This is a genomic window from Dietzia cercidiphylli (assembly GCF_039531545.1).
Lineage (GTDB): Bacteria > Actinomycetota > Actinomycetes > Mycobacteriales > Mycobacteriaceae > Dietzia > Dietzia natronolimnaea.
The window spans coordinates 1-21,615 of sequence record NZ_BAAAQG010000009.1 but is presented as its reverse complement, the minus strand read 5'-3'; the positions used below and the strand labels follow the sequence as shown (position 1 = coordinate 21,615).

Annotated in this window: 25 protein-coding genes and 2 riboswitches; of the genes, 16 read left to right on the top strand and 9 right to left on the bottom strand. The window is 69.4% G+C overall.

All coding sequences use genetic code 11. The features are described 5' to 3' along the window. Positions 1 to 64: 64 nt before the first annotated feature. From ABD250_RS10035 to ABD250_RS10025, 3 genes are read right to left on the bottom strand one after another with little or no spacing between them, the layout of a single operon-like run. Positions 65 to 1,567, bottom strand: a complete 1,503-nt coding sequence (locus tag ABD250_RS10035) for a cobyrinic acid a,c-diamide synthase CobB (RefSeq protein WP_344392056.1) — start codon at positions 1,565 to 1,567, stop codon at positions 65 to 67. Next, positions 1,561 to 2,175 (bottom strand): cob(I)yrinic acid a,c-diamide adenosyltransferase, encoded by a 615-nt coding sequence (cobO, locus tag ABD250_RS10030; protein WP_182639643.1) that lies wholly within the window; start codon positions 2,173 to 2,175, stop codon positions 1,561 to 1,563. Before cobO ends, ABD250_RS10035 begins: the two co-directional genes overlap by 7 nt. Then, positions 2,175 to 4,391: a VWA domain-containing protein gene (locus ABD250_RS10025; protein WP_344392052.1), complete on the bottom strand. Its 2,217-nt coding sequence runs from the start codon at positions 4,389 to 4,391 to the stop codon at positions 2,175 to 2,177. The genes cobO and ABD250_RS10025 overlap by 1 nt, the downstream gene beginning before the upstream one ends. A 22-nt stretch (positions 4,392 to 4,413) precedes the next feature. After that, positions 4,414 to 4,600: riboswitch (cobalamin riboswitch) on the bottom strand. 88 nt (positions 4,601 to 4,688) lie between these two features. Here ABD250_RS10025 and cbiT point away from each other — a divergent pair. Beyond that, positions 4,689 to 5,951, top strand: coding sequence for a precorrin-6Y C5,15-methyltransferase (decarboxylating) subunit CbiT (gene cbiT / locus ABD250_RS10020; protein ID WP_344392050.1), 1,263 nt, complete (start codon positions 4,689 to 4,691; stop codon positions 5,949 to 5,951). Continuing rightward, on the top strand, positions 5,948 to 6,715 hold the full coding sequence (locus ABD250_RS10015; protein WP_182659277.1) for a cobalt-precorrin-4/precorrin-4 C(11)-methyltransferase: 768 nt from the start codon (positions 5,948 to 5,950) through the stop codon (positions 6,713 to 6,715). Before cbiT ends, ABD250_RS10015 begins: the two co-directional genes overlap by 4 nt. Before the next feature lie 331 nt (positions 6,716 to 7,046). On the opposite strand, the gene ABD250_RS10010 is transcribed toward ABD250_RS10015, so the two are convergent. Then, entirely contained in the window at positions 7,047 to 7,508 is a 462-nt protein-coding gene (locus ABD250_RS10010; RefSeq protein WP_182610827.1) for an SRPBCC family protein, read from the bottom strand. Between the two features lie 402 nt (positions 7,509 to 7,910). Beyond that, positions 7,911 to 8,213, bottom strand: coding sequence for a helix-turn-helix transcriptional regulator (locus ABD250_RS10005; protein ID WP_042329960.1), 303 nt, complete (start codon positions 8,211 to 8,213; stop codon positions 7,911 to 7,913). A gap of 277 nt (positions 8,214 to 8,490) precedes the next feature. Between ABD250_RS10005 and ABD250_RS10000 the strand changes: the two genes are divergently transcribed. From ABD250_RS10000 to ABD250_RS09965, 8 genes are all read left to right on the top strand, one after another. Further along, positions 8,491 to 9,510: a sodium-dependent bicarbonate transport family permease gene (locus ABD250_RS10000; protein WP_179524143.1), complete on the top strand. Its 1,020-nt coding sequence runs from the start codon at positions 8,491 to 8,493 to the stop codon at positions 9,508 to 9,510. Positions 9,511 to 9,524: 14 nt separating this feature from the next. Continuing rightward, positions 9,525 to 9,815, top strand: coding sequence for a P-II family nitrogen regulator (locus tag ABD250_RS09995; protein WP_179524144.1), 291 nt, complete (start codon positions 9,525 to 9,527; stop codon positions 9,813 to 9,815). A gap of 20 nt (positions 9,816 to 9,835) precedes the next feature. Further along, positions 9,836 to 10,048, top strand: a riboswitch (cobalamin riboswitch). A gap of 36 nt (positions 10,049 to 10,084) precedes the next feature. After that, the gene (locus ABD250_RS09990; protein WP_179524145.1) at positions 10,085 to 10,825 is read left to right on the top strand and encodes an energy-coupling factor ABC transporter permease; all 741 of its coding nucleotides are present in this window, start codon (positions 10,085 to 10,087) and stop codon (positions 10,823 to 10,825) included. After that, positions 10,822 to 11,184 (top strand): energy-coupling factor ABC transporter substrate-binding protein, encoded by a 363-nt coding sequence (locus ABD250_RS09985; RefSeq protein WP_179524146.1) that lies wholly within the window; start codon positions 10,822 to 10,824, stop codon positions 11,182 to 11,184. Before ABD250_RS09990 ends, ABD250_RS09985 begins: the two co-directional genes overlap by 4 nt. 15 nt (positions 11,185 to 11,199) lie before the next feature. Then, on the top strand, positions 11,200 to 11,928 hold the full coding sequence (gene cbiQ, locus ABD250_RS09980; RefSeq protein WP_179524147.1) for a cobalt ECF transporter T component CbiQ: 729 nt from the start codon (positions 11,200 to 11,202) through the stop codon (positions 11,926 to 11,928). After that, the gene (locus tag ABD250_RS09975) at positions 11,925 to 12,725 is read left to right on the top strand and encodes an energy-coupling factor ABC transporter ATP-binding protein (RefSeq protein ID WP_179524148.1); all 801 of its coding nucleotides are present in this window, start codon (positions 11,925 to 11,927) and stop codon (positions 12,723 to 12,725) included. The genes cbiQ and ABD250_RS09975 overlap by 4 nt, the downstream gene beginning before the upstream one ends. A 346-nt stretch (positions 12,726 to 13,071) precedes the next feature. Further along, complete coding sequence (locus ABD250_RS09970; RefSeq protein WP_187700401.1) at positions 13,072 to 13,275, top strand: hypothetical protein; 204 nt, start codon at positions 13,072 to 13,074, stop codon at positions 13,273 to 13,275. Between the two features lie 40 nt (positions 13,276 to 13,315). Continuing rightward, complete coding sequence (locus tag ABD250_RS09965; RefSeq protein WP_344392037.1) at positions 13,316 to 13,741, top strand: BLUF domain-containing protein; 426 nt, start codon at positions 13,316 to 13,318, stop codon at positions 13,739 to 13,741. A 13-nt stretch (positions 13,742 to 13,754) separates the two neighbouring features. Here ABD250_RS09965 and ABD250_RS09960 read toward each other — a convergent pair whose 3' ends face one another. Further along, complete coding sequence (locus ABD250_RS09960) at positions 13,755 to 13,964, bottom strand: hypothetical protein (RefSeq protein ID WP_179523156.1); 210 nt, start codon at positions 13,962 to 13,964, stop codon at positions 13,755 to 13,757. A gap of 46 nt (positions 13,965 to 14,010) precedes the next feature. Between ABD250_RS09960 and ABD250_RS09955 the strand changes: the two genes are divergently transcribed. Both ABD250_RS09955 and ABD250_RS09950 read left to right on the top strand, forming a co-directional pair. Beyond that, on the top strand, positions 14,011 to 14,520 hold the full coding sequence (locus tag ABD250_RS09955) for a CGNR zinc finger domain-containing protein (protein ID WP_187700400.1): 510 nt from the start codon (positions 14,011 to 14,013) through the stop codon (positions 14,518 to 14,520). Between the two features lie 79 nt (positions 14,521 to 14,599). Next, positions 14,600 to 15,499, top strand: coding sequence for a DUF5996 family protein (locus ABD250_RS09950; RefSeq protein WP_182659276.1), 900 nt, complete (start codon positions 14,600 to 14,602; stop codon positions 15,497 to 15,499). 172 nt (positions 15,500 to 15,671) lie between these two features. On the opposite strand, the gene ABD250_RS09945 is transcribed toward ABD250_RS09950, so the two are convergent. Together ABD250_RS09945 and ABD250_RS09940 are read right to left on the bottom strand one after the other, a co-directional pair. Next, positions 15,672 to 15,953, bottom strand: a complete 282-nt coding sequence (locus ABD250_RS09945) for a hypothetical protein (RefSeq protein ID WP_179524153.1) — start codon at positions 15,951 to 15,953, stop codon at positions 15,672 to 15,674. A 121-nt stretch (positions 15,954 to 16,074) separates the two neighbouring features. After that, positions 16,075 to 17,115 (bottom strand): TerC family protein, encoded by a 1,041-nt coding sequence (locus ABD250_RS09940; RefSeq protein ID WP_182659275.1) that lies wholly within the window; start codon positions 17,113 to 17,115, stop codon positions 16,075 to 16,077. Between the two features lie 424 nt (positions 17,116 to 17,539). Between ABD250_RS09940 and ABD250_RS09935 the strand changes: the two genes are divergently transcribed. Together ABD250_RS09935 and ABD250_RS09930 are read left to right on the top strand one after the other, a co-directional pair. Further along, positions 17,540 to 18,949 (top strand): hemolysin family protein, encoded by a 1,410-nt coding sequence (locus ABD250_RS09935; protein WP_182615795.1) that lies wholly within the window; start codon positions 17,540 to 17,542, stop codon positions 18,947 to 18,949. Beyond that, positions 18,949 to 19,974, top strand: a complete 1,026-nt coding sequence (locus tag ABD250_RS09930; RefSeq protein ID WP_179524156.1) for a CNNM domain-containing protein — start codon at positions 18,949 to 18,951, stop codon at positions 19,972 to 19,974. Before ABD250_RS09935 ends, ABD250_RS09930 begins: the two co-directional genes overlap by 1 nt. A gap of 243 nt (positions 19,975 to 20,217) precedes the next feature. Here the strand turns inward: ABD250_RS09930 and ABD250_RS09925 are convergent, their stop codons facing one another. Continuing rightward, the gene (locus ABD250_RS09925; protein ID WP_241730779.1) at positions 20,218 to 20,496 is read right to left on the bottom strand and encodes a DUF1330 domain-containing protein; all 279 of its coding nucleotides are present in this window, start codon (positions 20,494 to 20,496) and stop codon (positions 20,218 to 20,220) included. Between the two features lie 140 nt (positions 20,497 to 20,636). Here ABD250_RS09925 and ABD250_RS09920 point away from each other — a divergent pair, with 140 nt between their 5' ends. Then, a complete protein-coding gene (locus ABD250_RS09920; protein WP_182659273.1) occupies positions 20,637 to 21,326 on the top strand; it encodes a TetR/AcrR family transcriptional regulator in 690 nt (229 codons plus the stop codon). Between the two features lie 5 nt (positions 21,327 to 21,331). Next, a partial coding sequence (locus ABD250_RS09915) for an ATP-binding cassette domain-containing protein (RefSeq protein ID WP_344392154.1) occupies positions 21,332 to 21,615 on the top strand: 284 nt, incomplete at its 3' end.

The following is a 21,615-nucleotide window of genomic DNA, read 5'->3' as shown; positions in this document are numbered from 1 at the left end:
TACCGGCCGCCCGTCGACCACTGTCGACGGGCGGCCGGCTCGTTGAGGGACGCTCCCCCGCACGTCACCCGGTGGAGCGCATCGCGTCCCTGCGGCCCTGCGCATCGTGAGTTCGGGCGACGCGGGCGACCTCGGCCGCGAACCTCGCGGCCATCGCGGGGTGCCCGGCCCAGTGGGTGTGGAGGTACGACGCGTGCAGGGTCGGGGTCGCGAAGCCCTCGACGCGATCGGCCCACGTCCATGCGGCAGCTGCGCCGGACGTGCCCGCGCCGGCGTCCCCGGAGCCCACGCCGGCCGCACCGGAGCCCGGGGTGACCGTGGTGCGGTGGAACTCGTGGCCGGTGACCTCGGTGCCCGCCACCGTGAGGAGGTTCGTCGACCCCGCGGTGACGCGGCGGTAGCCCAGCGTGAGGCGCGGGGACATCGCCGCGTCCGCCGGCACCGCCCCGATCATCGGGGCGCCGTCGAGGGTGCGGCAGAGGTAGAGCAGTCCCGCGCACTCGGCCACGGTGGGCACACCGGCGCCGAGGGCGGTCCGCAGCGCCGTGAGCATCGGGCGGTTGGCGGCCAGTCCCGCCGCGTGCACCTCCGGGAACCCGCCGCCGAGGTAGACGCCGGCGGTGCCCTCGGGCAGGGCGGAGTCGGCCAGTGGGTCGAAGACGGCCACGTCGCACCCCGCGGCGTCGAGCAGTTCGACCGTCTCGGCGTAGCGGAAGGTGAAGGCGCGGCCCCCCGCCACGGCGACGACCGGTCGCCGGGGCCCGGACAGCGCCAGCGCCGGCGGTCCCGAGTCGGGCAGGCCCCCGACCAGTGCCTCCTCCGCGGACCAGGCCGGACCGGACAGCGCCGGCGCCGTGTGGGCCAGTCGCATCACCGCGTCCAGGTCCACGGAGGCGGCCAGGCGATCCGCGAGGTGGTCGAGGCTGCCGGCCGCCCCCGGTCGCTCGGCCGCGGGGACCAGGCCGAGGTGGCGGGACGGGGCGGTGACCTCGTCGTCCCGGCTCAGCACCCCGAGCACGGGGATCCCCAGTGGCTCGAGGGCGCGGCGCACCTCGTCCGAGTGCCGGACGGAGCCGGCCTTGTTGAGGATCACGCCGCCGATCCGGACGGACGGGTCGAACGTCGCCATCCCCAGCACCACGGCCGCGATGCTGCGCGAGGCGTGGGAGATGTCCACCACCAGCAGGACCGGGGTGTCGGTGAGGCCGGCGACGTGGGCGGTGGAGGAGAAGCCGTCGCCCCCGATCTGGCCGTCGTACAGGCCCATCACGCCCTCGATCACCGCGACGTCGGCCGGCCGCGGCGCGGCCTGCGCGCCGTGTAGCAGGAGGGGCACGATTCTGTGCTCGCCGACCAGGTGCGGGTCGAGGTTGCGGCCCGGCCGCCCCGTCGCGAGCTCGTGGTAGCCCGGGTCGATGTAGTCGGGGCCGACCTTGTGGCCCGAGACCGTCAGGCCCCTGCGCCGCAGGGCCGCCATGAGCCCGGTGGCGACGGTGGTCTTGCCGTGACCCGACGCCGGAGCGGCCACCACGAGCCGGGGCAGGTCGGTGCGCGATCCGGTCACCATTCGATCCCCCTCTGACCCTTCTGGCCGGCGTCCATCGGGTGCTTGACCTTGGTCATCTCGGTGACGAGGTCGGCGACCTCGATCAGCCGGGGGGCGGCGTCGCGGCCGGTGATCACCACGTGCTGCCGACCGGGCCGCGAGGTCAGCGTCTCGACCACGTCCTCGACGTCCACCCAGCCCCACTTCATCGGGTAGGTGAACTCGTCGAGCAGGTAGAGGTCGTGCCGCTCGTCGGCGAGCCGGCGCTTGATCTCCGCCCAGCCCTCGGCGGCGTCCGCGGCGTGGTCCTCCTCGGTGCCGTCCTTGCGCGACCACGACCAGCCCGAGCCCATCTTGTGCCACTCCACGGGCCCGCCCTCACCGGTCTCGGCGTGCAGGCGGGCGAGGCGTTCCATCACCGTCTGCTCGCCGATGCGCCACTTGGCGGACTTGACGAACTGGAACACCCCGATGTCCCACCCCTGGTTCCAGGCACGCATGGCCAGGCCGAACGCGGCCGTGGACTTCCCCTTGCCGGGCCCGGTGTGGACCATGATCAGGGGCTTGTTGCGGCGTTGCCGGGTGCTCAGCCCGTCGTCGGGCACGCGGGCCGGTTGTCCCTGCGGCATCAGGCCACCTCTCCCTCTGTCAGCGCCGTGGTGCGGCGGTCAGGGGCCGTGTGGGTGCGGACGGTGCGGGTCAGTCCCTCGGCCGTCACCTCGCCCAGCGGGATGTGCTCGGCGCCCAGGTGCGTGGCGAGCTCGGAGGCCAGGCCCATGCGGAACCGGCCGCTCTCGCAGTCCACCACCACCGACGCCACGCCTAGGGAGGCCAGCCCGGCCGCCGCGGCGCGGGACCGGGCGAGGGCGTCCGGGCCGTGGGTGGCGCGGCCGTCGGTCACGACGACGACGAGGGGTCGCCGCTGCGGATCGCGGACCCTCTCGACGCGGAGGAGCTCGGCGGCGGTGAGCAGCCCCTCCGCCAGTGGGGTGCGGCCCCCGGCGGGCAACTCGGCCAGGCGGGCGGCGGCCACGTCCACCGAGGAGGTGGGCGGCAGGGCGACCTGCGCGCCGGACCCGCGGAAGGTCACCAGCCCCACCTTGTCGCGGCGGCGGTAGGCGTCCAGCAGCAGGGAGAGGATGGCGGTCTTGACCTGCTCCATGCGGGTGCGCGCCGCCATCGAGCCGGAGGCGTCCACGCAGAACAACACCAGGTTGGCCTCCCGGCCCTCGCGGACCGCCGAACGCAGGTCGCGGGCGGACAGGAGCAGTCGCCCGCCGTCGCGGCCGGCCTCGCGGCCCCGCGCCGCCTGATGGGACGCGGCGGCGCGGATCGTGGCGGGCAGGTGCACGTCGGACCCGGTGAACCCGGCCGAGCCGGTGCGCCGGCCGGTGGTGGTGGTCGCGCGGGACCGGCGGCCGGAGACACCGTGGCCGGTCCCGGCGACGGTCAGCAGCCGCGTGCGATACGGGTCCGAGGCTGCCGTGACCGTTCCCGGCTCGGTCGCCGCGCCGCCCGGTCGGCCGTTCTCGCCGGCGTCGCGGTCCCCCTGCTGCGGGTCGCCGGTCTCGGTGCGGGTATCAGCGTCAGCGCCGGCGTCTGTGTCGTTGCTCGACTCCGACCTCGGCCCGTCCTCGTCCGCATCAGACTCGGTGCGATCGGTGCCCTCAGCGCCCTCGGTGTCTCCGGCGTCGCCCGGGTCCTCGGCTGATGCGCCGGACTGCGGGTCCTGCTGGCCGGTCGTGGAGTCGCTCGTGTTGTTGTCGTCGTCGTTCTTCGTGTCGTCTTCTCCCGGGCCGTCCGTGTCGGGGCCGTCGTCTCGCGGATCGGGCTCGTCGTCGTCCCCCAGGAGGCGGTCGAGGAGGTCCTCGTCGAGCCCCGGGGCGTCGAACGGTGCGCGGCGACGGCGGTGGGGGAGCGCCATGCGCGCGGCCACGCGGATGTCGGCGCGGGTGATGCGGGTCCGGCCCTCCCAGGCGGCGTGGGCGGCGGCCGTGCGCGCGGTGACGATGTCGGCGCGCATGCCGTCGACATCGAAGCCGGCGCAGACGGTCGCGATCGTGGTCAGCGCCCAGTCGGTGAGCTCGATGCCGCCCACGCGCTCCCGGGCGGCGACGATCCGCTCGCGCAGGGCCAGCTCGTCCGCCGCGAACGTGGCGGAGAAGCCCTCCGGGTCGGAGTCGAAGGCGACCCGGCGGCGGATCACCTCGGCCCGCAGCGCCGCCTCGCGCGGGGCGGACACCTCGACGGTGAGGCCGAAGCGGTCGAGAAGCTGGGGCCGGAGTTCGCCCTCCTCGGGGTTCATGGTGCCGATCAGGACGAAGCGGGCGGCGTGCTCCACCGACACCCCGTCCCGCTCGACGGTCACCCGGCCCATGGCGGCGGCGTCGAGGAGCTGGTCCACCACGTGATCGTGGAGCAGGTTGACCTCGTCCACGTACAGCAGTCCGCGGTGCGCCCGGGCCAGCAGGCCGGGCTCGAACGCGGTGACGCCCTCGCTCAGGGCCTTCTCCAGGTGCAGCGACCCGGCGATGCGGTCCTCGGTCGCGCCGATCGGCAGCTCCACCAGACGGACCGGCCGGTGCTCGGTGGGCGCGTCGTGGGGGATCGGACCGTCGGGGGTGTCGGTGCCGCGGTCGGACGGGGCGCTGGAGAACCTGTCACCGGCCACGACCTCGATCTGCGGCAGGATCCCGGCGAGCGCGCGCACCATCGTGGACTTGGCGGTGCCCTTCTCTCCGCGGATCAACACGCCGCCGGCCGACGGCGAGACCGCGTTCAACAGGAGGGCAAGCGCCATGTCGTCGGAACCGACGACGGCGCTGAAGGGGTAGTGCAGTGGCATGGGGGCTCCCGCTCTCGTCTGCCAGGCTGGTCAGCGCGAGGCCGGTCTCCGGACTTCCCGGCTCATCTCGGGCGTTCGCGCTGGACGCGTTCGCCTCAGAGGCCGGGTCACCGTAGCGGGCCCTGTGCCGGATTCTCACCGGCTTCCCTGATTCTCCCCTCCGCACCGCCTGGGGCGGGTCGTGGGGCACCTCGTGCTGTTGGGGTGTAGTTGTCTCTCCTGGCCGAGGCTACCCAGCGTCCTCGCGTTCCGGGCGGTCGGGCTCGGCGGGCGGGTTCGACGGTAGGGTTCCGCGTCATGAACGGACAGGTGGTCGTGGTGGGGATCGGCGGTGACGGCTGGGCCGGCCTCGACGAGGCCCGTCGCCGCGCCGTCCTGGGCGCCGACGTCCTGCTGGGCGGGGAGCGGCACCTGGCGATGATGCCGGACGAGGTGGTGGGCGAGCGCGTGGCATGGCCGCGGCCGCTGCGCTCGAGACTGCCCGATCTGCTGGCGCGCTACAGCGGCCGGTCGATCGTGGCCCTGGCCTCGGGCGACCCGCTGGTGGCCGGGGTGGCCACGACGTTGATCGGCCTGCTCGGCCCGGAGTCGGTGGAGGTGCTGCCGGCGGTGTCGTCGGTCGCGCTGGCCCGCGCCCGGATGCGGTGGCCAGCCGAGACGGTGGCGGTGCTGCGCGACCACCGCGAGCTCCCCGGTGTACTGGCGCCGGGGCAGCGGCTGGTGGTGTTGAGCGCCGACCGGCACACTCCTGGGGACGTTGCCAGGGCGCTCGCCGTCGCTGGTTTCGGGGACAGCGTGCTGACCGTCCTCTCCGATCTGGGGAGCCCGGCCGAGGCACGTCAGAGTTGTGTGGCGCGCGACTGGGATCCGGGCCGCGCGGTGCCCCAGCTGCACGTCCTTGCCGTGGAGTGCCTGGCCGGGCCCACCTCGCGCCCGCTCGGTGTGGCCCCAGGACTGCCCGACGACGCCTTCGAGAACGACGGCCAGCTCACCCGCCGCGACCTACGCGCCTCGGCTCTCTCGCGGCTTGCTCCGTCGGCCGGCGAACTGTTGTGGGACGTAGGCGCCGGCGCCGGATCGGTGGGCATCGAGTGGATGCGGGCACACCCGTCCTGCCGCACTGTGTCTGTAGAGGCCGATCCCGAGCGGGCCGCGCGCGTGGAGCGGAACGCCGCGCGGCTGGGGGTGCCGTCGCTGGAGGTCGTCCACGGGCGCGCGCCGCAGGCTCTCGAGGGGCTGCCGCAGCCCGATGCGGTGTTCGTGGGTGGCGGAGGCACCGCGCCCGGCCTGCTGCGGCAGTGTTGGGAGGCGCTGCGTCCCGGCGGCAGGCTGGTCGCTCACGCGGTGACGATCGAGACGGAGCGGGTGCTGATCGATGCCCGCGCGGAGTTCGGCGGTGAGCTCGTACGGTTCCACGTGGAACACGCCGACTCGATCGGCTCGTTCACCGGCTGGGCCCCGGCGCGGGCCGTGGTGCAGTGGTGCGCGATTAAGCCCTTCGCTGTTATGGCAGATTCCGCCGCTGCGGCGGACTCCGGGGAGACAGGGGAGACCTCGTGACAGTTCACTTCGTCGGGGCCGGCCCCGGCGCCGCCGACCTGCTCACGCTGCGCGCGGCTGCGGCCCTGGCCGCGGCGGACGTCTGCCTGTACGCGGGCACCTATCTGGACGACGGCGTGCTCGACCACTGCCGGCCCGATGCGCGGGTGGTGGACACCCAGCACCTGGACCTGGACGGGATCATCGCGGAGATCGTCGCCGCCCACGCCGAGGGGCTCGAGGTGGTGCGGCTCTGCTCGGGTGACCCGTCGCTGTACTCCGCGCTCGCCGAGCAGACCCGCCGGCTCGATGCAGCGGGCGTGCCCTGGGACGTGGTGCCCGGCGTCCCGGCCTACGCTGCCGCCGCCGCCGAGCTGGGGGTGGAGCTGACCGTGCCCGAGGTGGTGCAGTCCGTCGTGTTGACCCGCGTCCAGGCCCGATCGACGGTGATGCCGTCCTCCGAATCGCTGGAGAACTTCGCCGCCACCGGCGCGACGCTGGTGCTGCACCTGGCGATCACCCGGATCCGCGAGCTCGCCGAACGGCTGGTTCCCACGCACGGCGCGGACTGCCCGGTGGCGGTGGTGGCCAATGCGAGCCGCCCGCACCGCGTCGAGCTGCGGGGCACACTTGCCGACATCGCGGACGCGGTCGAGTCCGCCGGTCTGCGGCAGGCGGCGGTGATCCTGGTGGGCCGGGCGCTGGTCCGGCCGGGGGAGGCCGAATCGTGGTTGTACGCCTCGGATCCGGAGAGGGCGGCGAAGCGGCGGGGCGGGGCGGGGTAGGTGGAACTCAGAGTTGAAAGTTCGACCACAGTCACGGAGGCCGAGGTGCCAGGCTGTGCTCGTGGTTTCCGAGGGCGGCATCTACACTCGAGTCTCCCTGCGGGACGCTCATCCGGTCGATTACTGGGCGGGTAGACCCGGACTCACCATACCGGCTGTCCACTTCAGATCAGGGTGTGGTCGGTCCGTGAGGTAGCGGAAGACGTCTCTCCGAACTCTGCCGGCGGGCTGTCGTCGAAGTAGCCGTTCCCGCGCATTGCTCCTCTTGCTACTGCCCAGTCGCAAGAGAGTTATCCCTGGCGAAGTCCACCCGTGGGGACGAGTCGGTTGGTCAGGCCTCGGCGATAGCTTTGATGCTCTCCAGCGTGGTGCCAAGGGCAGTCTCGAGCTCGTCAGCGTGGTTCGGGCCCCCGCCGAGGAGCGTCGCGGCGAAGAACCGGCCGATCGGATTGAGCTTGCCCGGCACGGACCGACGCTGGGCCAGCTTGGTACCGGTCTGCGTCGGCTGGAGCTCGAAGGCCCAGCGGGCGCCGCTGGTCTTCGTGTCCCAGGCGACACGCTTGTGTGGCTCGAACTCGATCACAACGTTTCGGGTTGGCCAGACGACCAGTTTGCGGCGGTTCCAGCCGATGTACTGCTGGCCCTTCCGGAAGCCTCCCGGCAGCAGCGGTGTCATCGCGACGAGTTCGGGCGACGACCGAACGAGCACGGAGGTATCCGTGACGACCTCCCACACGCGCTCGACGGGGGCGTCGACCTCGACCTCGGCGCGAAGCTCGCGGGTAGTGCTCATGCCATGCCTCCTTGGCGGGTTGAGCCGCGCTGGGTGTGGTGAACACTCTGGCGTGACCGGAATTGCGACCAGTGCAAGGTCGGACCGCTTCGCAACACAGTACGTCGCGTAGGGCGTACCCCGTAGTGACGTTGCTCTTCGTCGTGGTGTTGGTCCCCATGTCGACGAGCTCGCTTACGAGGGTGTGGGCCGCGCAGGTCCGGGACGCTGGCTGAGCAACACCGAATCCGCGGTGGTGCAGAAAGCGACCGTTCGTCCGGACGTGGTGACGGTGGATGTGCTCAGCCCCTATGACATCTCCGAACTCGATCAACTGCAGAGAGAAGCCGAACAGATCGTCCCCTGGGGGCCTCTAGTAGTGGTCGACCACGCTGTCGGGGCGCCACGATCAGTGCCGACGGGTCACTCGTTGCCGTCGCCAGCACCCTTTCGCGGGGCCCCCAGCACGCTGAGTATCTCCCCGACCATGTGGTCCCGTTCGAGTGGATGGCGCAGCGGCAGGTCTCGGTTCAGGCTGTAGCGGTTACGGCGCCCGTCGCGGATGCGCTGCAGGTACCCGGCCTCTTCCAGTTCGGCCACGATCCGCTGGGTGGCGCGCTCGGTGATCCCGACCGCATCGGCGATGTCGCGCAGTCGCGTCTCGGAGTCCTGCGCGATGCACAACAGGACGTGCGCGTGATTGGTGAGAAACGTCCACTCTGCCACTACGCCACCCCATCACCGACGACTTCCGAGTGCCATTTTGCCTTACGTGAATCACGGTACGCATGTGGGCGTGCACGGAGCCCGTCCCACCGCGGGCCCGGTCCGCGCGCCGCGCCACAACACGCGACACCGATTTAGGCTGTTGCAAAACATGTCGTGAAAGTCATGTATTGTCGTTCCCGTTACTCGCTCGGAACAGGCGGCTAGCGCGCCACGACGGAGATCAGCTCGTCCCGCTCGGCGGCGCACGGACTCCGGACAGATCAGGGGAGACTCGATGGACCTCAGCATTCTCGGCAGCCTCACGGACCCGCCGATCCTGTTCTTCTTCCTGGGGCTGTTCGTCGCCGCTGTGCGCTCCAACCTGGAGATCCCGGCCCCCGTCACCAAGTTCCTGTCGCTCTACCTGCTCATGGCGATCGGGTTCAAGGGTGGCCAGGCTCTGCGAGAGACCGGTCTGACCGGCCGCGCCGCGGCGGTGATCGGCATCGCCCTCCTCCTGGCCCTGGTGATCCCTGCGCTGGGCTTCCTGGTCCTGCGGCGCAGGGTGAACGAGTTCGATGCGGCCGCCATCGCCGCGACCTACGGGTCGGTCAGCGCGGTGACCTTCATCGCCGCGACGCAGTTCGTGACCGCCCGTGGGGAGGAACCCGGCGGGTACATGACGGTCGCCCTGGTTCTGATGGAATCGCCCGCGATCATCATGGCGGTGCTTCTGGCCACCTGGGCACGGTCCCGTCAGCGTTCCGCCCAGATGGCGGGTGACGCGGGGGCCGGCGCTTCCTCTCCCGTGTCGGGCGCACCCCTGTCGTTGCGGGCGATCCTGCACGAGGCGTTCACCGACGGTGCGCACCTGCTGCTGATCGGGTCGCTCGTGATCGGCACCGTGGTGGGGGCCGACGCCGGCGAGGCCATGTCCCCGTTCGTCGACGACATGTTCAAGGGGCTGCTGGCCTTCTTCCTGCTCGAGATGGGCTTGCTCGTCGCCCGTCAGCTCCGCGAGGTCCGGGACGTGGGCCCGTTCCTGATCGGGTTCGGCATCGTGATGCCCCTGGTCGGAGCATCGATGGCGCTGGCCCTGGGCAGTCTGGCCGGGTTGCCGGTCGGCGACCTGACCATGCTCGCCGTGCTCGCGGCGAGCGGGTCCTACATCGTGGTGCCGGCCGTCGTGCGCTACGCGATCCCCGAAGCGCGGCCGTCCCGGTACTTCACAATGGCCCTTGCCGTGACATTCCCGTTCAACATCGTCCTCGGCATTCCGCTCTACTACACCGTCGCCCAGTACCTGGGCGCCTGAGGCGAGGAGATCCCATGAAAGACGTCAAAAGGATCGAACTGGTAGTGGAGTCCGGGGTCGCCGGGAGGTTCCTCGGCGCGTTGGATTCGCTGGGCCTGACCCATCGCACCGTGATCCCGGGAATCTACGGGCGGGGACAGCACGGTGAGCGCGGTGGGGACCCTTTCTCCACCTTCGACAACACCTTCGTGCTCGTGGCGGTCGACCCCGACCGGATCGACGAGGTCCTCCGGTCGCTGCGGCCCCTCCTGCAGTCCGTCGGGGGCATGTGCCTGGTCTCGGACGCCCAATCGGTGCGGTACTGAGTCGGCCCCCGGGAGGGGGCTAGGATCTGCTCAGCTGCGGTGCTCGGGAACCCGGTGTGAGACCGGGGCGGCCCTCGCCACTGTGAACGGATGATGTCGCCAGTCCTCTGTGCCACTGCTCGCACGCGTTGTGTGGGTGGGAAGGCGGACCGGCGGCGATCCGGTCCATCCCTTCCGGGGGTGGGCCGGGGGAACCCGTGAGCCAGGAGACCGGCCGTGGCTGCCACCACGAGTGCCCGCGAGGTGACGGGCAGAAAGGTCTCAGGCATATGCATATCGCAGAGGGTTTCCTCCCCTCGGTGCACGCCGTGGCATGGACGGCCGTCGCGGCACCGTTCGTCATCCACGGCGCGCGCGAGGTGATCAGGACGGTCCGTCGGACACCGGAGGCGGGCGTGTTGCTCGGCGTGGCCGGGGCGTTCACGTTCGTCATGTCGGCCGTCAAGCTCCCGTCGGTGACGGGCTCCAGCTCGCACCCCACCGGGACCGGGCTGGGGACGATCATCTTCCGGCCACCCGTCATGGCCTTCGTCGCCACCGTGGTGCTGATCTTCCAGGCGTTGCTGCTCGCGCACGGGGGCATCACCACGCTCGGCGCGAACGTGTTCTCCATGGGGGTCGCCGGGCCGTGGGTCGCCTACGGGGCGTTCGTCCTGTGTCGACGGGTCGCGGTGCCGCTGCTCGGCGCGGTCTTCGTCGCCGCGTTCCTCGCCGACCTGGTGACGTATCTCGTCACCAGCGCCCAGCTCGCGCTGGCGTTCCCGAGCGCCGAGCACGGCCTGTGGTTCTCGATGGCCGAGTTCCTCGCCGTGTTCGCTATCACCCAGATCCCGCTGGCGGTCGTCGAGGCTCTGATCGTCGTGGTGATCGTCAGCGTGCTCCTGCGAATCGCCTCCCGTGAGCTCGACCTGGTGGGCTTCTTCCGGAGGGCGCGACTCGCCGGCGCGGGCACCTTCGCGCATCTCGAGGACCGTACCGATCAGGTCGAGGCCACGGAGTCGGTGCGATGAGCGGGAAGAAGCACGTCAGCGTGTGGGTGCTCGTGGGGCTGGTCGCCGTGGCGTTCGCGATCGCGGTGTTCTCCCTGGTCTATGGCGCTGGTGCGGGCGGCGAGTTCGAGGGTGCGGACGGGCAGGCGGAGGGGACGATCAGCCAGGTCTCTCCCGACTACGAGCCATGGTTCGAGCCGCTTCTGCCCGAGTTGCCGGGGGAGGTCGAATCGGGGGTGTTCGCCCTCCAGGCCGGGATCGGCGGCGGGATCGTGGGTTACGGACTCGGCGTCCTGCGGACACGTAGTAGGCAGCGTCGGGAGAGCGTGACGGGTGCGGCGACCCCGTCGGCGGCGGCCACGGGTCCGGCCGGGCACTGACCGGCCGAGCCCTAGGTGAACCCACTCGAACTCGCGGCGTCCCACAACCGTTGGTCGGACCTCCCGGTAGTCGAGAAGCTGCTGCTCTTCGGCGGTCTGCTGGTGGCGGCACTGCTCGTGCCGCCACCGGTGGGCCACGTGGCGATCCTGACTGTCTGTTGTGTGTGCGCCCTGGCGCTGGCCCGCGTCCCCGCCAGGATCTACCTCGCGGCGTTGCTCGCCCCCGTCGCGTTCCTGGCCCTGGGAATCGGTCCCCTCGTGCTGGACCTGGTGGACTGGCGCCTCGTGGTGGATCCGGCCGGGGTCGACACCGCCTGGCGGACGGTGAGCAGGGCGATCGCCGCGACGGCCGCCACCATCACCTTGGCGTGCACCACGCCCGTCGCCGACCTCCTGGCCGCCGGCCGGCGGGCCGGACTGCCCGCCCCGCTGGCTCACGTCGTGGACACCACCTACCGGCTCATCGGCCTGCTCATCGACTCCGCGCGCACGCTGCGGCATTCCCACGACCTCAGGCTCGGACACCGCACCGCCCGGGCCGCGATCAGCTCGGTCGGGACGCAGTTCGCCTCGGTATTCGTCCTGTCCGTCAGGCGGGCACGGGCGATCGACGACGCCATGTCCATGCGCGCCGAGCGCGGCCAGACCGCAGTGCTCGCCGAGGCGGACCCGGTCTCGGCCACCCGCGTGCTCGTCATCTGTCTGGTTCTCGTGTCCGTCTCGATACTGGGGGTCATGACGTGACCGTCCTCGCGCTGCGCGGTGCCCGGTTCTCCTACCGGCGTCTCGATGCCCTCGGCGGTCACACCCACACCGTGCTCGACGGCGCCGACCTGACGATCCCCGCCGGGGCGAAGATGGCGCTTCTCGGTGGAAACGGCAGCGGCAAGACCACCCTGATGCGGCTGCTCGTGGGCCTGAACCGCCTCGAGGCCGGGGAGTTGGAGCTGGACGGGGAGCGGGTCCGGGACCGCCGCGCCGACCGCACCCGCCTGCGGCAGTCGGTGCAGATGGTGCTCCAGGAACCCGACGACCAGATCTTCGCCACGACCGTGCGGGCCGACGTCTCCTTCGGCCCCGTGAACCTCGGATTGGATCGCGCCGAGGTGGCCCACCGGGTCGACGAGGCCCTGGCGGCGCTGGCGATCACCGACCTCGCCGACCGCGTCCCCCACCACTTGTCCTTCGGGCAGCGCAAGAGGGTGGCCCTGGCGGGTGCGCTGGCGATGCGGCCTCGCGTCCTGCTTCTCGACGAACCGACGGCCGGGCTCGACCCGCTCTCCTGTGAGGACCTGCTCGCGGCGCTGGAGTCGCTTCGCGCCGCGGGGGCCGCGATCCTCATGGCCACGCACGATGTCGACCTCGCCTGGGCCTGGGCGGACGACGCGGTGGTGCTCTCCGGCGGAGCGCTCACCCGCGGCCCGGTCCACCGAGTGCTGCAGGACGAGGGCCTCCTCACCGCGGCCCGGCTCACCACCCCGTGGGGCGCCGCGGTGTCACGCCGACTGGGCCGGACGGTATCGCGGCCGGGAGAGGTCTGACCACGCTCGTCATCGGGATCGCACTCGCCCGTGTTCCGGACGCGACCGATGCCATCGGTGGCGCAGTCTTCCGACGCGCATCATGATGGCCCGGTGTGCCGCTATGACGGATAGCTTCGGCAGGATGTGAGTTCTTAGGCAAGAAGAGCACTGTGGGATCGGGTGACACGTCGATGCGTGCCCATCCCTGTTTCGGCCGCGCGCGGCGGCAGCGTCTCCCGGTGACGTGGCTCGGGCCACGTTCTTCTCGACGTGTACGGCAGTGGGTGAAACACCTTGTCAAGGAAGAAAAGGGGTGGGAGTGACTTCGGCAATCGAAGGATACGAAGAAATACGATGGTCCCAGGTGGAAGACAGCTTCTTCGTCGGTAGTTTCCGCGGGAACTTCGTGGGGTACATCGATCAGAATTCTGACGGCAGTTTCACCTGCTACGACAGGATGTCGAGACCGCAGGGCGAGTCCGGATCCCTGGACGAGGCGATCTCCAGCCTGAATGATCTGTACTTTTCCGATGCGAGCGAGGGAGAGTTGAATGTCGCTGGACGCTGAGTTCCCCACGTCGCCCGGGAGCGGACAACTGAAGTATTTGGTGTACACGAGCGTGCCGGTGCGGAAGATGCTGCCGGGTGATCTGGAGTCCATTCTGTTCACCTCCCGGGAGCGCAATCGTGCCGCCGGGATCACCGGTGTCCTCCTCTTCAGGAACAACTGCTTCATTCAGTTCCTCGAAGGCCCTCCGGCCGCGATCGACGAGTTGATGACGCGCATCGCTGCCGATGACAGGCACAGTCGTGTCCGGGTCCTGTTGACGGAACCTGCAGCCGAGCGCAGCTTCGCCGACTGGAAGATGGGCTTCGGCATCCCCAAGGAGACCCGGTCGACCGGAGTCGACGGCGTGCGGGACAGTTTCAACGATCTCACCGGCGGCTCGAACTACGACGTCGTACGTCGGGCCGCCGAGGACTTCTCGATCTGGTTCAAGGTCAAGGAGCGCTCGATCTCGACCTCGCCCTGAGCGTCGCCTCTCCCTACACCCGGGCGACGGGCACGCCGGCGCGCAGGACGCGATGCGCGCCGCAGTGGCAGGACTCGTAAGTCACAGTGCCCTCGCTGGTGCGGTGGGAGGAGCGGGTCAGCCATTCGTGCTGGTGCGCGTCCGGATCCGCAGGCTGCGGAACGGGGGCGTCGTGGTCGCGGTCGTGATCGACGTCGGTGGGCGAACAGGCTGCTGTGGTCATGCGCTGACTGTGGTGCAATGGGTCAGTGCAGTTCAACCATGGCAATATGGTCGGCCCGACTCTCGCGGCGGAACTTGCCTCACTCGGCGCCCGGGAGTGGGACACCGATATGGCCGTCGGCGTGCTTCGCGCCCACGGCGTCCGCAGGCCCGATCTCGACGACGCGAGGTCGACCCGCCTACAGGAGTGGGCATTGTGGTTGAGGGCACCCTTCTCGGCGCCGGACGTGGACTCCACGTGCGACGCGATCAACGAGCTGCTGGACTCGGCCGCGTCGAGGCCGTCCCTGAGCACGCACGACGGGCACAAGCCCCACCTGCACTTCGCGGCCGACGGTGACGACGTGGTGGAGCGCGTCCGGGCCATCACCGCAGGCGGTCTGGCGATCTTCGCGGTCGAGTCGGAGGGCGGCCGTCTGGGGGCCTGTCTCCGATCGGGGTGTCCCGAGGTGTTCGTCGACACCAGCCGGAACGGTAAGCGGCGCTACTGCAGTGCCCGGTGCGGCAACCACGACGCCGTCCAACGGCACCGGGCCCCCGGCCGTCGACCCGGGTGACGCAGGGTTTCGGGTGACGCAGGGTTTCGGATGATGCAGAGGGGTGCCGTCCGGTCCCGAGATCGGGGATCATGTGTCGATGGAGACCCGAGACGAGCCCTGGCCGGCCCTGCCCCTGGAATCGTGGATCGACACCAGGGACACACTTCACCTGTGGACCCAGATCGTCGGCAAGACGCGGATGGCCCTCGGGCCGGAGATCAACCACTGGTGGGGCGTCCCGCTGTACGTGGACGCGCGGGGGCTCACCACGTCCCTGATGGTCGCCGGACACCGCGGTCTGGAGATCTGCTTCGACTTCGTCAGCCACGACCTGCTGTTCCTCGTCACTGACGGCAGCACCCGCCGGATGGCGCTCGAGCCGCGGACCGTCGCCGACTTCTACGCCGAGTACACCGGCCACCTGGGTGATCTCGGGTTCGACGTGCCGATCGTCGGGACCCCGGTCGAGCTGCCGGAGGTGATCCCGTTCGCCGAGGACACCACGCACGCGTCGTACGACGCTGACGCCGTGGCCCGTTTCCGGAGGTCGCTGGTCAGCGCGCACGGCGTCCTGTCGACGTTCCGCAGTGGGTTCCGTGGGAAGTCCTCGCCCGTCCACTTTTTCTGGGGTGCGTTCGATCTGGCCGTCACCCGGTTCTCCGGACGCTCCGCCCCCGAGCATCCCGGTGGCGTCCCGAACTGCCCGGACCGGGTCATGCACGAGGCCTACAGCGACGAGGTGTCGAGCGCGGGGTACTGGCCGGGTGGTGCGGAGGAGGGCATCTTCTACGCGTACGCCTATCCCCACCCCGAGGGGTACGACACCCATCCGGCGGTCGAGGCCCCCGCGTACTGGAGCGCCGAGCTGGGTGAGTACGTGCTGCCGTACCACCTCGTGCGACAGGCGGCGGATCCCGACGCCGTGGTGCTGAGGTTCCTCGAACAAACCCATCGCGCGGCGGAGGAGACGGCGGGCTGGAGCCGGGTCCGGGTCTAGCCCGGTCCGGCAACGACTAGGCGGGATGGGGGAGTGCACCGCACGTGCGGCCGTGTCTCCGACGCACCTCTGCCGATCGGCGCGAGACCGCACCCCGGAGGGCGTTCCCCGTGTGGCACTTCCCCACGCGGATCTCCCGGATAGCGCGTGATCGACCTGGTCAGGTGGACCCTTATGCGCTGTTGGTCGCGGCAAAGACGAGGAACGCCACGAACAGTGCTGCCAGTCCCAGACCGATGCCTATGACGGCCTCACGGTGGTTCGACGCCTCGCTTTGGTCCACTCGTTTCAGACCGACCCATCCACTGGCGAGGGCGACCACTGCGGCGGCGATGGTGATCGCACCGCCGATGAAGGGCACCAGGGAGGCCAGCGCGGCAATGATGCCGGCGACCAGCGAGGTGGTCCCGGCACCGTTGCGGTAGGAAGTTCCGGTGGAACGGTCTTCGGGCATGTGGTCTCCCATGCACTTTCGAGGTGACTGACTGGTTCTCGCAACAGACACGCCGAGACCGTCTCGAATGCTATCGCCAGCTGGCCTCGAGCTGCAGCACGAGTCCGCACAACTCGGCCGGTCACGACTTCTCGAATTCATCGGCGGAGGCTTCACTCCGGGCCCGCCAGAGGGGGTCGAGGGCGGCGTCCTCCTCGGCGGTGGCAACCCTGAAGGGGGGGTCGGCCGGCGTGGGCAGCCCCTGACGTTCCTGGCCCCTGGTGGCGCGCAGGCTGGCGACCACCGAGACGGCGAGGACTGCCGTGATGACCGCGAGGGAGATGGCGGTGGGGATGTAGAACACGTCGATCTTGAGCATCATCTTGATGCCCACCCAGATCAGGATCAGCGCCAGCCCGATCTTGAGGTAGACGAAGCGGTGGATGAGGTCGGCCAGCAGGAAGTACATCGCTCGCAGGCCCAGGATGGCAAAGGCGTTGGCGGTGAAGACCAGGAACACCTCGTCGGTGACGGCGAAGATGGCGGGGATGGAGTCGACGGCAAAGACGATGTCGGTGGTCTCGATGAGCACCAACACGGCCAGCAGGGGAGTGGCCATGATCAGCCCACCCTTGCGCACGAGCAGACGCTGGCCGTGGAAGGTGTCGGTCATGGGCACGAACCGGCGGAAAGCCCGGAGCACCTTCGACTGGTCGGGATTGAGGTGCTCGTCGCGCTGGCGGATCATCCGGAAACCCGTGTACAGCAGGAACGCCGCGAAGATGTAGAGCACCCACGAGAAGTTGGCGATCAGCACGGCGCCACCGGCGATGAAGATCCCGCGGAAAATCAGAGCGCCCAGCACCCCGAGGAACAGCACGCGGTGCTGGAACTGGGCCGGGACGGCGAAGTGGGCAAAGATGATTGCCCACACGAAGACGTTGTCCACCGCGAGGGACTTCTCGATGAGGTAGCCGGCGAAGTACTGCTGGCCGAACTCGGCGCCCCAGACGGCCCAGATGATCGCGCCGAAGCCCACACCGAGCGTGACCCAGACGGCCGACCAGGTGGCGGCTTCTCGGACGCCGATGACGTGAGCCTTGCGGTGGGCGACGAGGTCGATCGCCAGCATCACGATGATGAACGCCAGGACGGCAAGCCAGAGCCAGAGGGGGGTGTGCATAGTCAGGGACCTTTCGATCAGTAGGTGATCGAAGGTCTCTCCCGGCCCTGTCGGGCCCGCTCCGCCGGGTCCGAGGACCGTAGTGACGACGAAACGCGTGAGGGATACTCCCCTTCTGGTGCAGTTCAGTTAATCACAGGCGGGCGAGGTGTCGCCGGGTCAGTCGCTGGTGGGGGAGGCGTGGTCGGGTCCGCCTTCCCGCGGGGTGGGTGCGCCGGGTGGTTGCCGAGACGGTCATGCGCAATACTTGGCGTCGACGAGTTCGTCTATCTCAGACTTGGAGCGAGTGAAATCCCCTGATGGGTACCCCCTGCGAGAGGCCCGGGTCGGCTGACGACCCGGGTCCGAGTTGTCTCTGGCCAGTTTCACCGCGAAACCCGTGGTCGCTGAACCGTGAACCGCGATCACGTGAGCGAGCGTTCTGATGGGCGTGACGCTCCTGATGCTGCTGCTGGGGATCCTCGCGATCCTCGCGATCATCGCGGCGAACGGCTACTTCGTGGCCCAAGAGTTCGCATACATGTCGGTGGACAGGAACAGGCTCAAGGCGCGGGCGGATGCGGGGGACGTCTCGGCAGCGCGTGCGCTGAAGGTCACCCAACGGACCTCGTTCATGCTCTCGGGCGCCCAGTTGGGGATCACGGTCACCGGACTGCTGGTGGGGTTCGTGGCCGAACCGCTGGTCGGCCAATCGCTCGGGACCCTGTTGGGTGGGGTCGGCGTCCCCGCGGCTGTCGGTGTGACGGTGGGTACCGTGCTGGCGTTGATCGCCGCGACGGTGGTGCAGATGATCTTCGGCGAGTTGTATCCCAAGAACCTTGCGCTGGCCAGCCCGGAGCCCCTGGCGCGTGGCCTGGCCCGTTCGACCACTGTGTACCTCACGGTGTTCGGCTGGCTCATCGTGGTCTTCGACAAGTCTGCCAACTTGTTGCTCCGGGCAGTCGGGGTCAATCCTGTTCACGATCTGGACACCACCGCCACGGCGGAGGATCTCGAGCGCATCGTCGCCGATGCCAGGGGAAGTGGGGATCTGCCCGAGAATCTCTCTGTTCTCATCGACAGAATTCTGGACTTTCCGGACCGGACGGTCGAGCATGCGATGGTTCCGAGGTCTCACACCAGTGTCGTCTCACCCGATGCGACGGTCGGGGAGGTGAGGGTTCTGATGGCCACCGGACACACCCGCTATCCGGTCGTCACCGTTGAGCAGGAGCCGGTCGGGGTGGTGCAGTTGGTGGACGTGCTCGCGTGGTCGTTGGAGCCCGACGCGCCGGTCACCGAGCTCATGCGCCCGGCGGTGGTGGTCCCCTCGTTGATGTCCCTACCGGATGCGCTGTTCAGCCTGACGGACTCCGAGGCCCAGCTCGCTGCGGTGGTGGATGAGTACGGGGGTTTCGCCGGCGTGATCACCATCGAGGACCTCGCCGAGGAGCTGATCGGCGAACTGACCGACGAGCACGACGTCGAGGCGGATTCGGTGATCTCCCTTGAGGGTGAGGAGTGCTGGCGGATGGATGGCGACGTCCACATCGACGAGGCCGAGCGGGCACTCGGCCACACACTGTCCGAGGGTGACTACGAGACCGTGGCAGGTCTGGTGATCGCCGCTCACGGGCGACTACCCGAGGTGGGGCAGACGGTGCGTGTCGATCTGCCAATCGATCCCCGCGAGCTGATCGCCGACCATCCACGAGAAGTGGCGCTGGACATCGAGGTTCTCGAGGTGGCGCGGTTGGTGCCCAGTGAGCTGAGGATTCGTCTCGTGGAGCGTGGTGGCACCGTTCCCCTCGACGCCGGCGATGACGATGCGTCTGGAAAGAGCGAGGTTCGGTGATGGGAAACCCGATGGTTGTCACGGCCATTACTGCGGGGCTCATTGTGTTGAGTGCGTTCTTCGTCGTGATCGAGTTCGCACTCCTCGGCGCGCGACAGCACCGGCTCGAGAAGGAAGCGGCAACCAGTGCCTCGGCCCGCGCGGCGCTTCGCGGGATGAACGAGCTGACCCTCATGCTCGCCGGTGCCCAGCTGGGCATCACGGTCTGCACGTTCGCACTCGGTGCGGTCACCAAGCCCGCCGTGGACTCGTGGCTCGGCCCGGTCTTCACTTCGTGGGGCGCACCGGCCCAGCTCGCTGGTGGCGTGGCGTTCGGGCTGTCGTTGCTCCTGGTGACCTTCCTGCATCTGGTGGTGGGGGAGATGGCGCCCAAGTCGTGGGCGATTGCGCACCCGGAATTCGCCGCCAAGTTCGTGGGCCTGCCCTCGAGGGGGTTCATCTGGGTGTTCCGTCCGCTGCTGCGGTGGGTTAACGCAGTGGCCAACCGTCTTGTCTCCGCCAGTGGCGTCACGCCGGTTGAGCGTGCCGCCGTGGGTGGACAGGACGCGGCTACGATCCGCCAGCTCGTCGAACACTCGGCGACGGCGGGTTCCCTCGACAACTCGTTCCGATCCCCGTTGTCGGGTGCGCTCGGCTTGGACCAGTTGCATATCGGAGCGCTCGTCGACACCTCGACGGCACCCACCGCGGTCCCGGCCGGAGCCACGGTGGCCCAGGTCCAACAGGCCGCGACGCGCACCGGCTATACGCGGGTGCTCCTCCAGGACGGCAATTCGCCCACTCCGGAGGTGGTCCATGTGCGTGACACGTTGATGGAGCCCGCGGATGCGCACGCACGTGCCTTTGCGCGCCCGGTGATGGTGTTCGACTCTCGCACTCCGGTGTACGAGGCGCTCGCAGAGGCGCGCGAGCGCAGCGAACAGCTGGCCGCAGTGACGGACCAGGGCCAGTTCATCGGGGTGATCACCATCTCCGACATCCTCAAGCATCTCCTTCCCCAGGAGTCCGGACGAACCGGGGCGTAGAGGCCTGCCCCGTCGTCAGAATGACCATCAGCGTGTGAGCCGAAGAAGGCCCACGCGATCTAGGGAGGACATCGAGAGGCTGATAGCGCCGCGACTACGAATCCGGCCGAGGGGTGTAGCGGGTCCATCGGGTGGGTCCTGAATCTCGAGGAGAACCTGGGTGAGAACGGGGTCGGAGTCGTGATCCTGCGGGGTCGCATGGGCGTATGGATCGCCTAGGCGGGCGCAGCTGTGTGCACGGGGCTATTCAAGCCGCAGAACGTCAGTCCGTGCGATCGAGTCCGCACGTTCATTCTCGAGCCGGACACGGCGAGGGTCCGTCATGAACGCGTCGAGAGCTTGGGCGTCCGGGAAATTGATGCGCTGGACTTCAAGCGGATCGGTGTCTGACTCACGTAGGACCTGATCGCGCGAACAGACGGTTCCGCCGTGCTCGGCTACCAGTGAGAGGACCTGGTCCTCGTATCGGATCAGGGAGCCCTCCTTGCCGGGGTACGGCCACAGGAGAACGCAGAGTCGCATGGTCACGTGCCAACCATATTCGTGTGCGGGGGCTCTCGCTCGCAGCATCTGGATCGACACATGGGGTGGCGACTATTGACCGACTCTTCAGTCAAATCTATGCTGACTGAACAGTCAGTCAGCCACGAGAGGCGGCCCTAATGCCCCACGACGACCCGGCCGGAAGCAGGGGCGATCGAAGCGGAGTCGACCGCAGCGGGGCCGACCGCATCCTGGACGCCGCGATCTCCAGGTTCGGCGCGGACGGAGTCACGGGAACGAGCCTCAAGGCCATCGCCGCCGAGGCGGGGGTGTCGCAGGCGCTGATCCTCCACCATTTCGGGAGCAAGGACCGACTGCACCAGGCCTGCGACGAGCACGTGGTGCGGCTGGTGCGGCAGGGCAAGGAGTCCTCGATGGGCCAGGGCGCACAGTTGGACCCGCTCCAGTCGCTGCGGCAGATCGAGGACAGTCGCCCGCTGCTGCGCTACCTGGCCCGCACCCTCTCTGAGGGAGGCGATCACATCGCGCATCTCATCGACGAGATGGTCGCCGACGCCGAGGCCTACACCGGGGCCGCCGTCGAGGCCGGTCTCATCAAGCCCAGCGCCCATTCGCGCGAACGAGTCATCGTACTGACGCTCTGGTCGCTGGGATCGCTGGTGCTCCACGAACACATGAACCGACTGCTCGGCGTGGACTTCCTCGACACCGATGCCCCGCCGGAGAACCTCGCTCCGTACATGCTCCCGATCGTGGAGCTGTTCGCCCAGGGGCTGTTCGAGCCCGGCACACTCGACCGGTTCGCGGACGCCTTCGACACCCCTGACGGCCCCCGGAAGGAGCAGTGACCACCATGGACGACCTCGTGATCTCGGCGAGAGGACTGGTCAAGACCTTCGGCACCACGCGCGCCCTCGACGGTCTCGACCTCGAGGTGGCCCGGGGGGAGGTGCATGGCTTCCTCGGCCCCAACGGCGCCGGCAAGTCCACCACCATGCGCGTCCTGCTGGGCCTGCTCCGGGCCGACGCCGGCACCGTCCGACTGCTCGGCGGCGACCCCTGGACCGACGTGTTTGGGACGCCTTTCGGAAAGCGCGGATCTGATGATCGGGTAGCGGTCGGACGGGTATCGGATAG

What these genes read in the sequence shown, in the direction of transcription:
- ABD250_RS10035 (WP_344392056.1), bottom strand. Translation starts at nt 1,567, where the DNA reads ATGGTGACCGGATCGCGCACCGACCTGCCCCGGCTCGTGGTGGCCGCT.
- ABD250_RS09955 (WP_187700400.1), top strand. Translation starts at nt 14,011, where the DNA reads ATGGTCGGCCCGACTCTCGCGGCGGAACTTGCCTCACTCGGCGCCCGG.
- ABD250_RS09935 (WP_182615795.1), top strand. Translation starts at nt 17,540, where the DNA reads ATGGGCGTGACGCTCCTGATGCTGCTGCTGGGGATCCTCGCGATCCTC.
- ABD250_RS09985 (WP_179524146.1), top strand. Translation starts at nt 10,822, where the DNA reads ATGAGCGGGAAGAAGCACGTCAGCGTGTGGGTGCTCGTGGGGCTGGTC.
- ABD250_RS09995 (WP_179524144.1), top strand. Translation starts at nt 9,525, where the DNA reads ATGAAAGACGTCAAAAGGATCGAACTGGTAGTGGAGTCCGGGGTCGCC.
- ABD250_RS09990 (WP_179524145.1), top strand. Translation starts at nt 10,085, where the DNA reads ATGCATATCGCAGAGGGTTTCCTCCCCTCGGTGCACGCCGTGGCATGG.
- ABD250_RS10010 (WP_182610827.1), bottom strand. Translation starts at nt 7,508, where the DNA reads ATGAGCACTACCCGCGAGCTTCGCGCCGAGGTCGAGGTCGACGCCCCC.
- ABD250_RS09930 (WP_179524156.1), top strand. Translation starts at nt 18,949, where the DNA reads ATGGGAAACCCGATGGTTGTCACGGCCATTACTGCGGGGCTCATTGTG.
- ABD250_RS10025 (WP_344392052.1), bottom strand. Translation starts at nt 4,391, where the DNA reads ATGCCACTGCACTACCCCTTCAGCGCCGTCGTCGGTTCCGACGACATG.
- cbiT (WP_344392050.1), top strand. Translation starts at nt 4,689, where the DNA reads ATGAACGGACAGGTGGTCGTGGTGGGGATCGGCGGTGACGGCTGGGCC.
- ABD250_RS09920 (WP_182659273.1), top strand. Translation starts at nt 20,637, where the DNA reads ATGCCCCACGACGACCCGGCCGGAAGCAGGGGCGATCGAAGCGGAGTC.
- ABD250_RS09945 (WP_179524153.1), bottom strand. Translation starts at nt 15,953, where the DNA reads ATGCCCGAAGACCGTTCCACCGGAACTTCCTACCGCAACGGTGCCGGG.
- ABD250_RS09925 (WP_241730779.1), bottom strand. Translation starts at nt 20,496, where the DNA reads ATGCGACTCTGCGTTCTCCTGTGGCCGTACCCCGGCAAGGAGGGCTCC.
- ABD250_RS09950 (WP_182659276.1), top strand. Translation starts at nt 14,600, where the DNA reads ATGGAGACCCGAGACGAGCCCTGGCCGGCCCTGCCCCTGGAATCGTGG.
- cobO (WP_182639643.1), bottom strand. Translation starts at nt 2,175, where the DNA reads ATGCCGCAGGGACAACCGGCCCGCGTGCCCGACGACGGGCTGAGCACC.
- ABD250_RS09940 (WP_182659275.1), bottom strand. Translation starts at nt 17,115, where the DNA reads ATGCACACCCCCCTCTGGCTCTGGCTTGCCGTCCTGGCGTTCATCATC.
- ABD250_RS09960 (WP_179523156.1), bottom strand. Translation starts at nt 13,964, where the DNA reads ATGACCACAGCAGCCTGTTCGCCCACCGACGTCGATCACGACCGCGAC.
- ABD250_RS10000 (WP_179524143.1), top strand. Translation starts at nt 8,491, where the DNA reads ATGGACCTCAGCATTCTCGGCAGCCTCACGGACCCGCCGATCCTGTTC.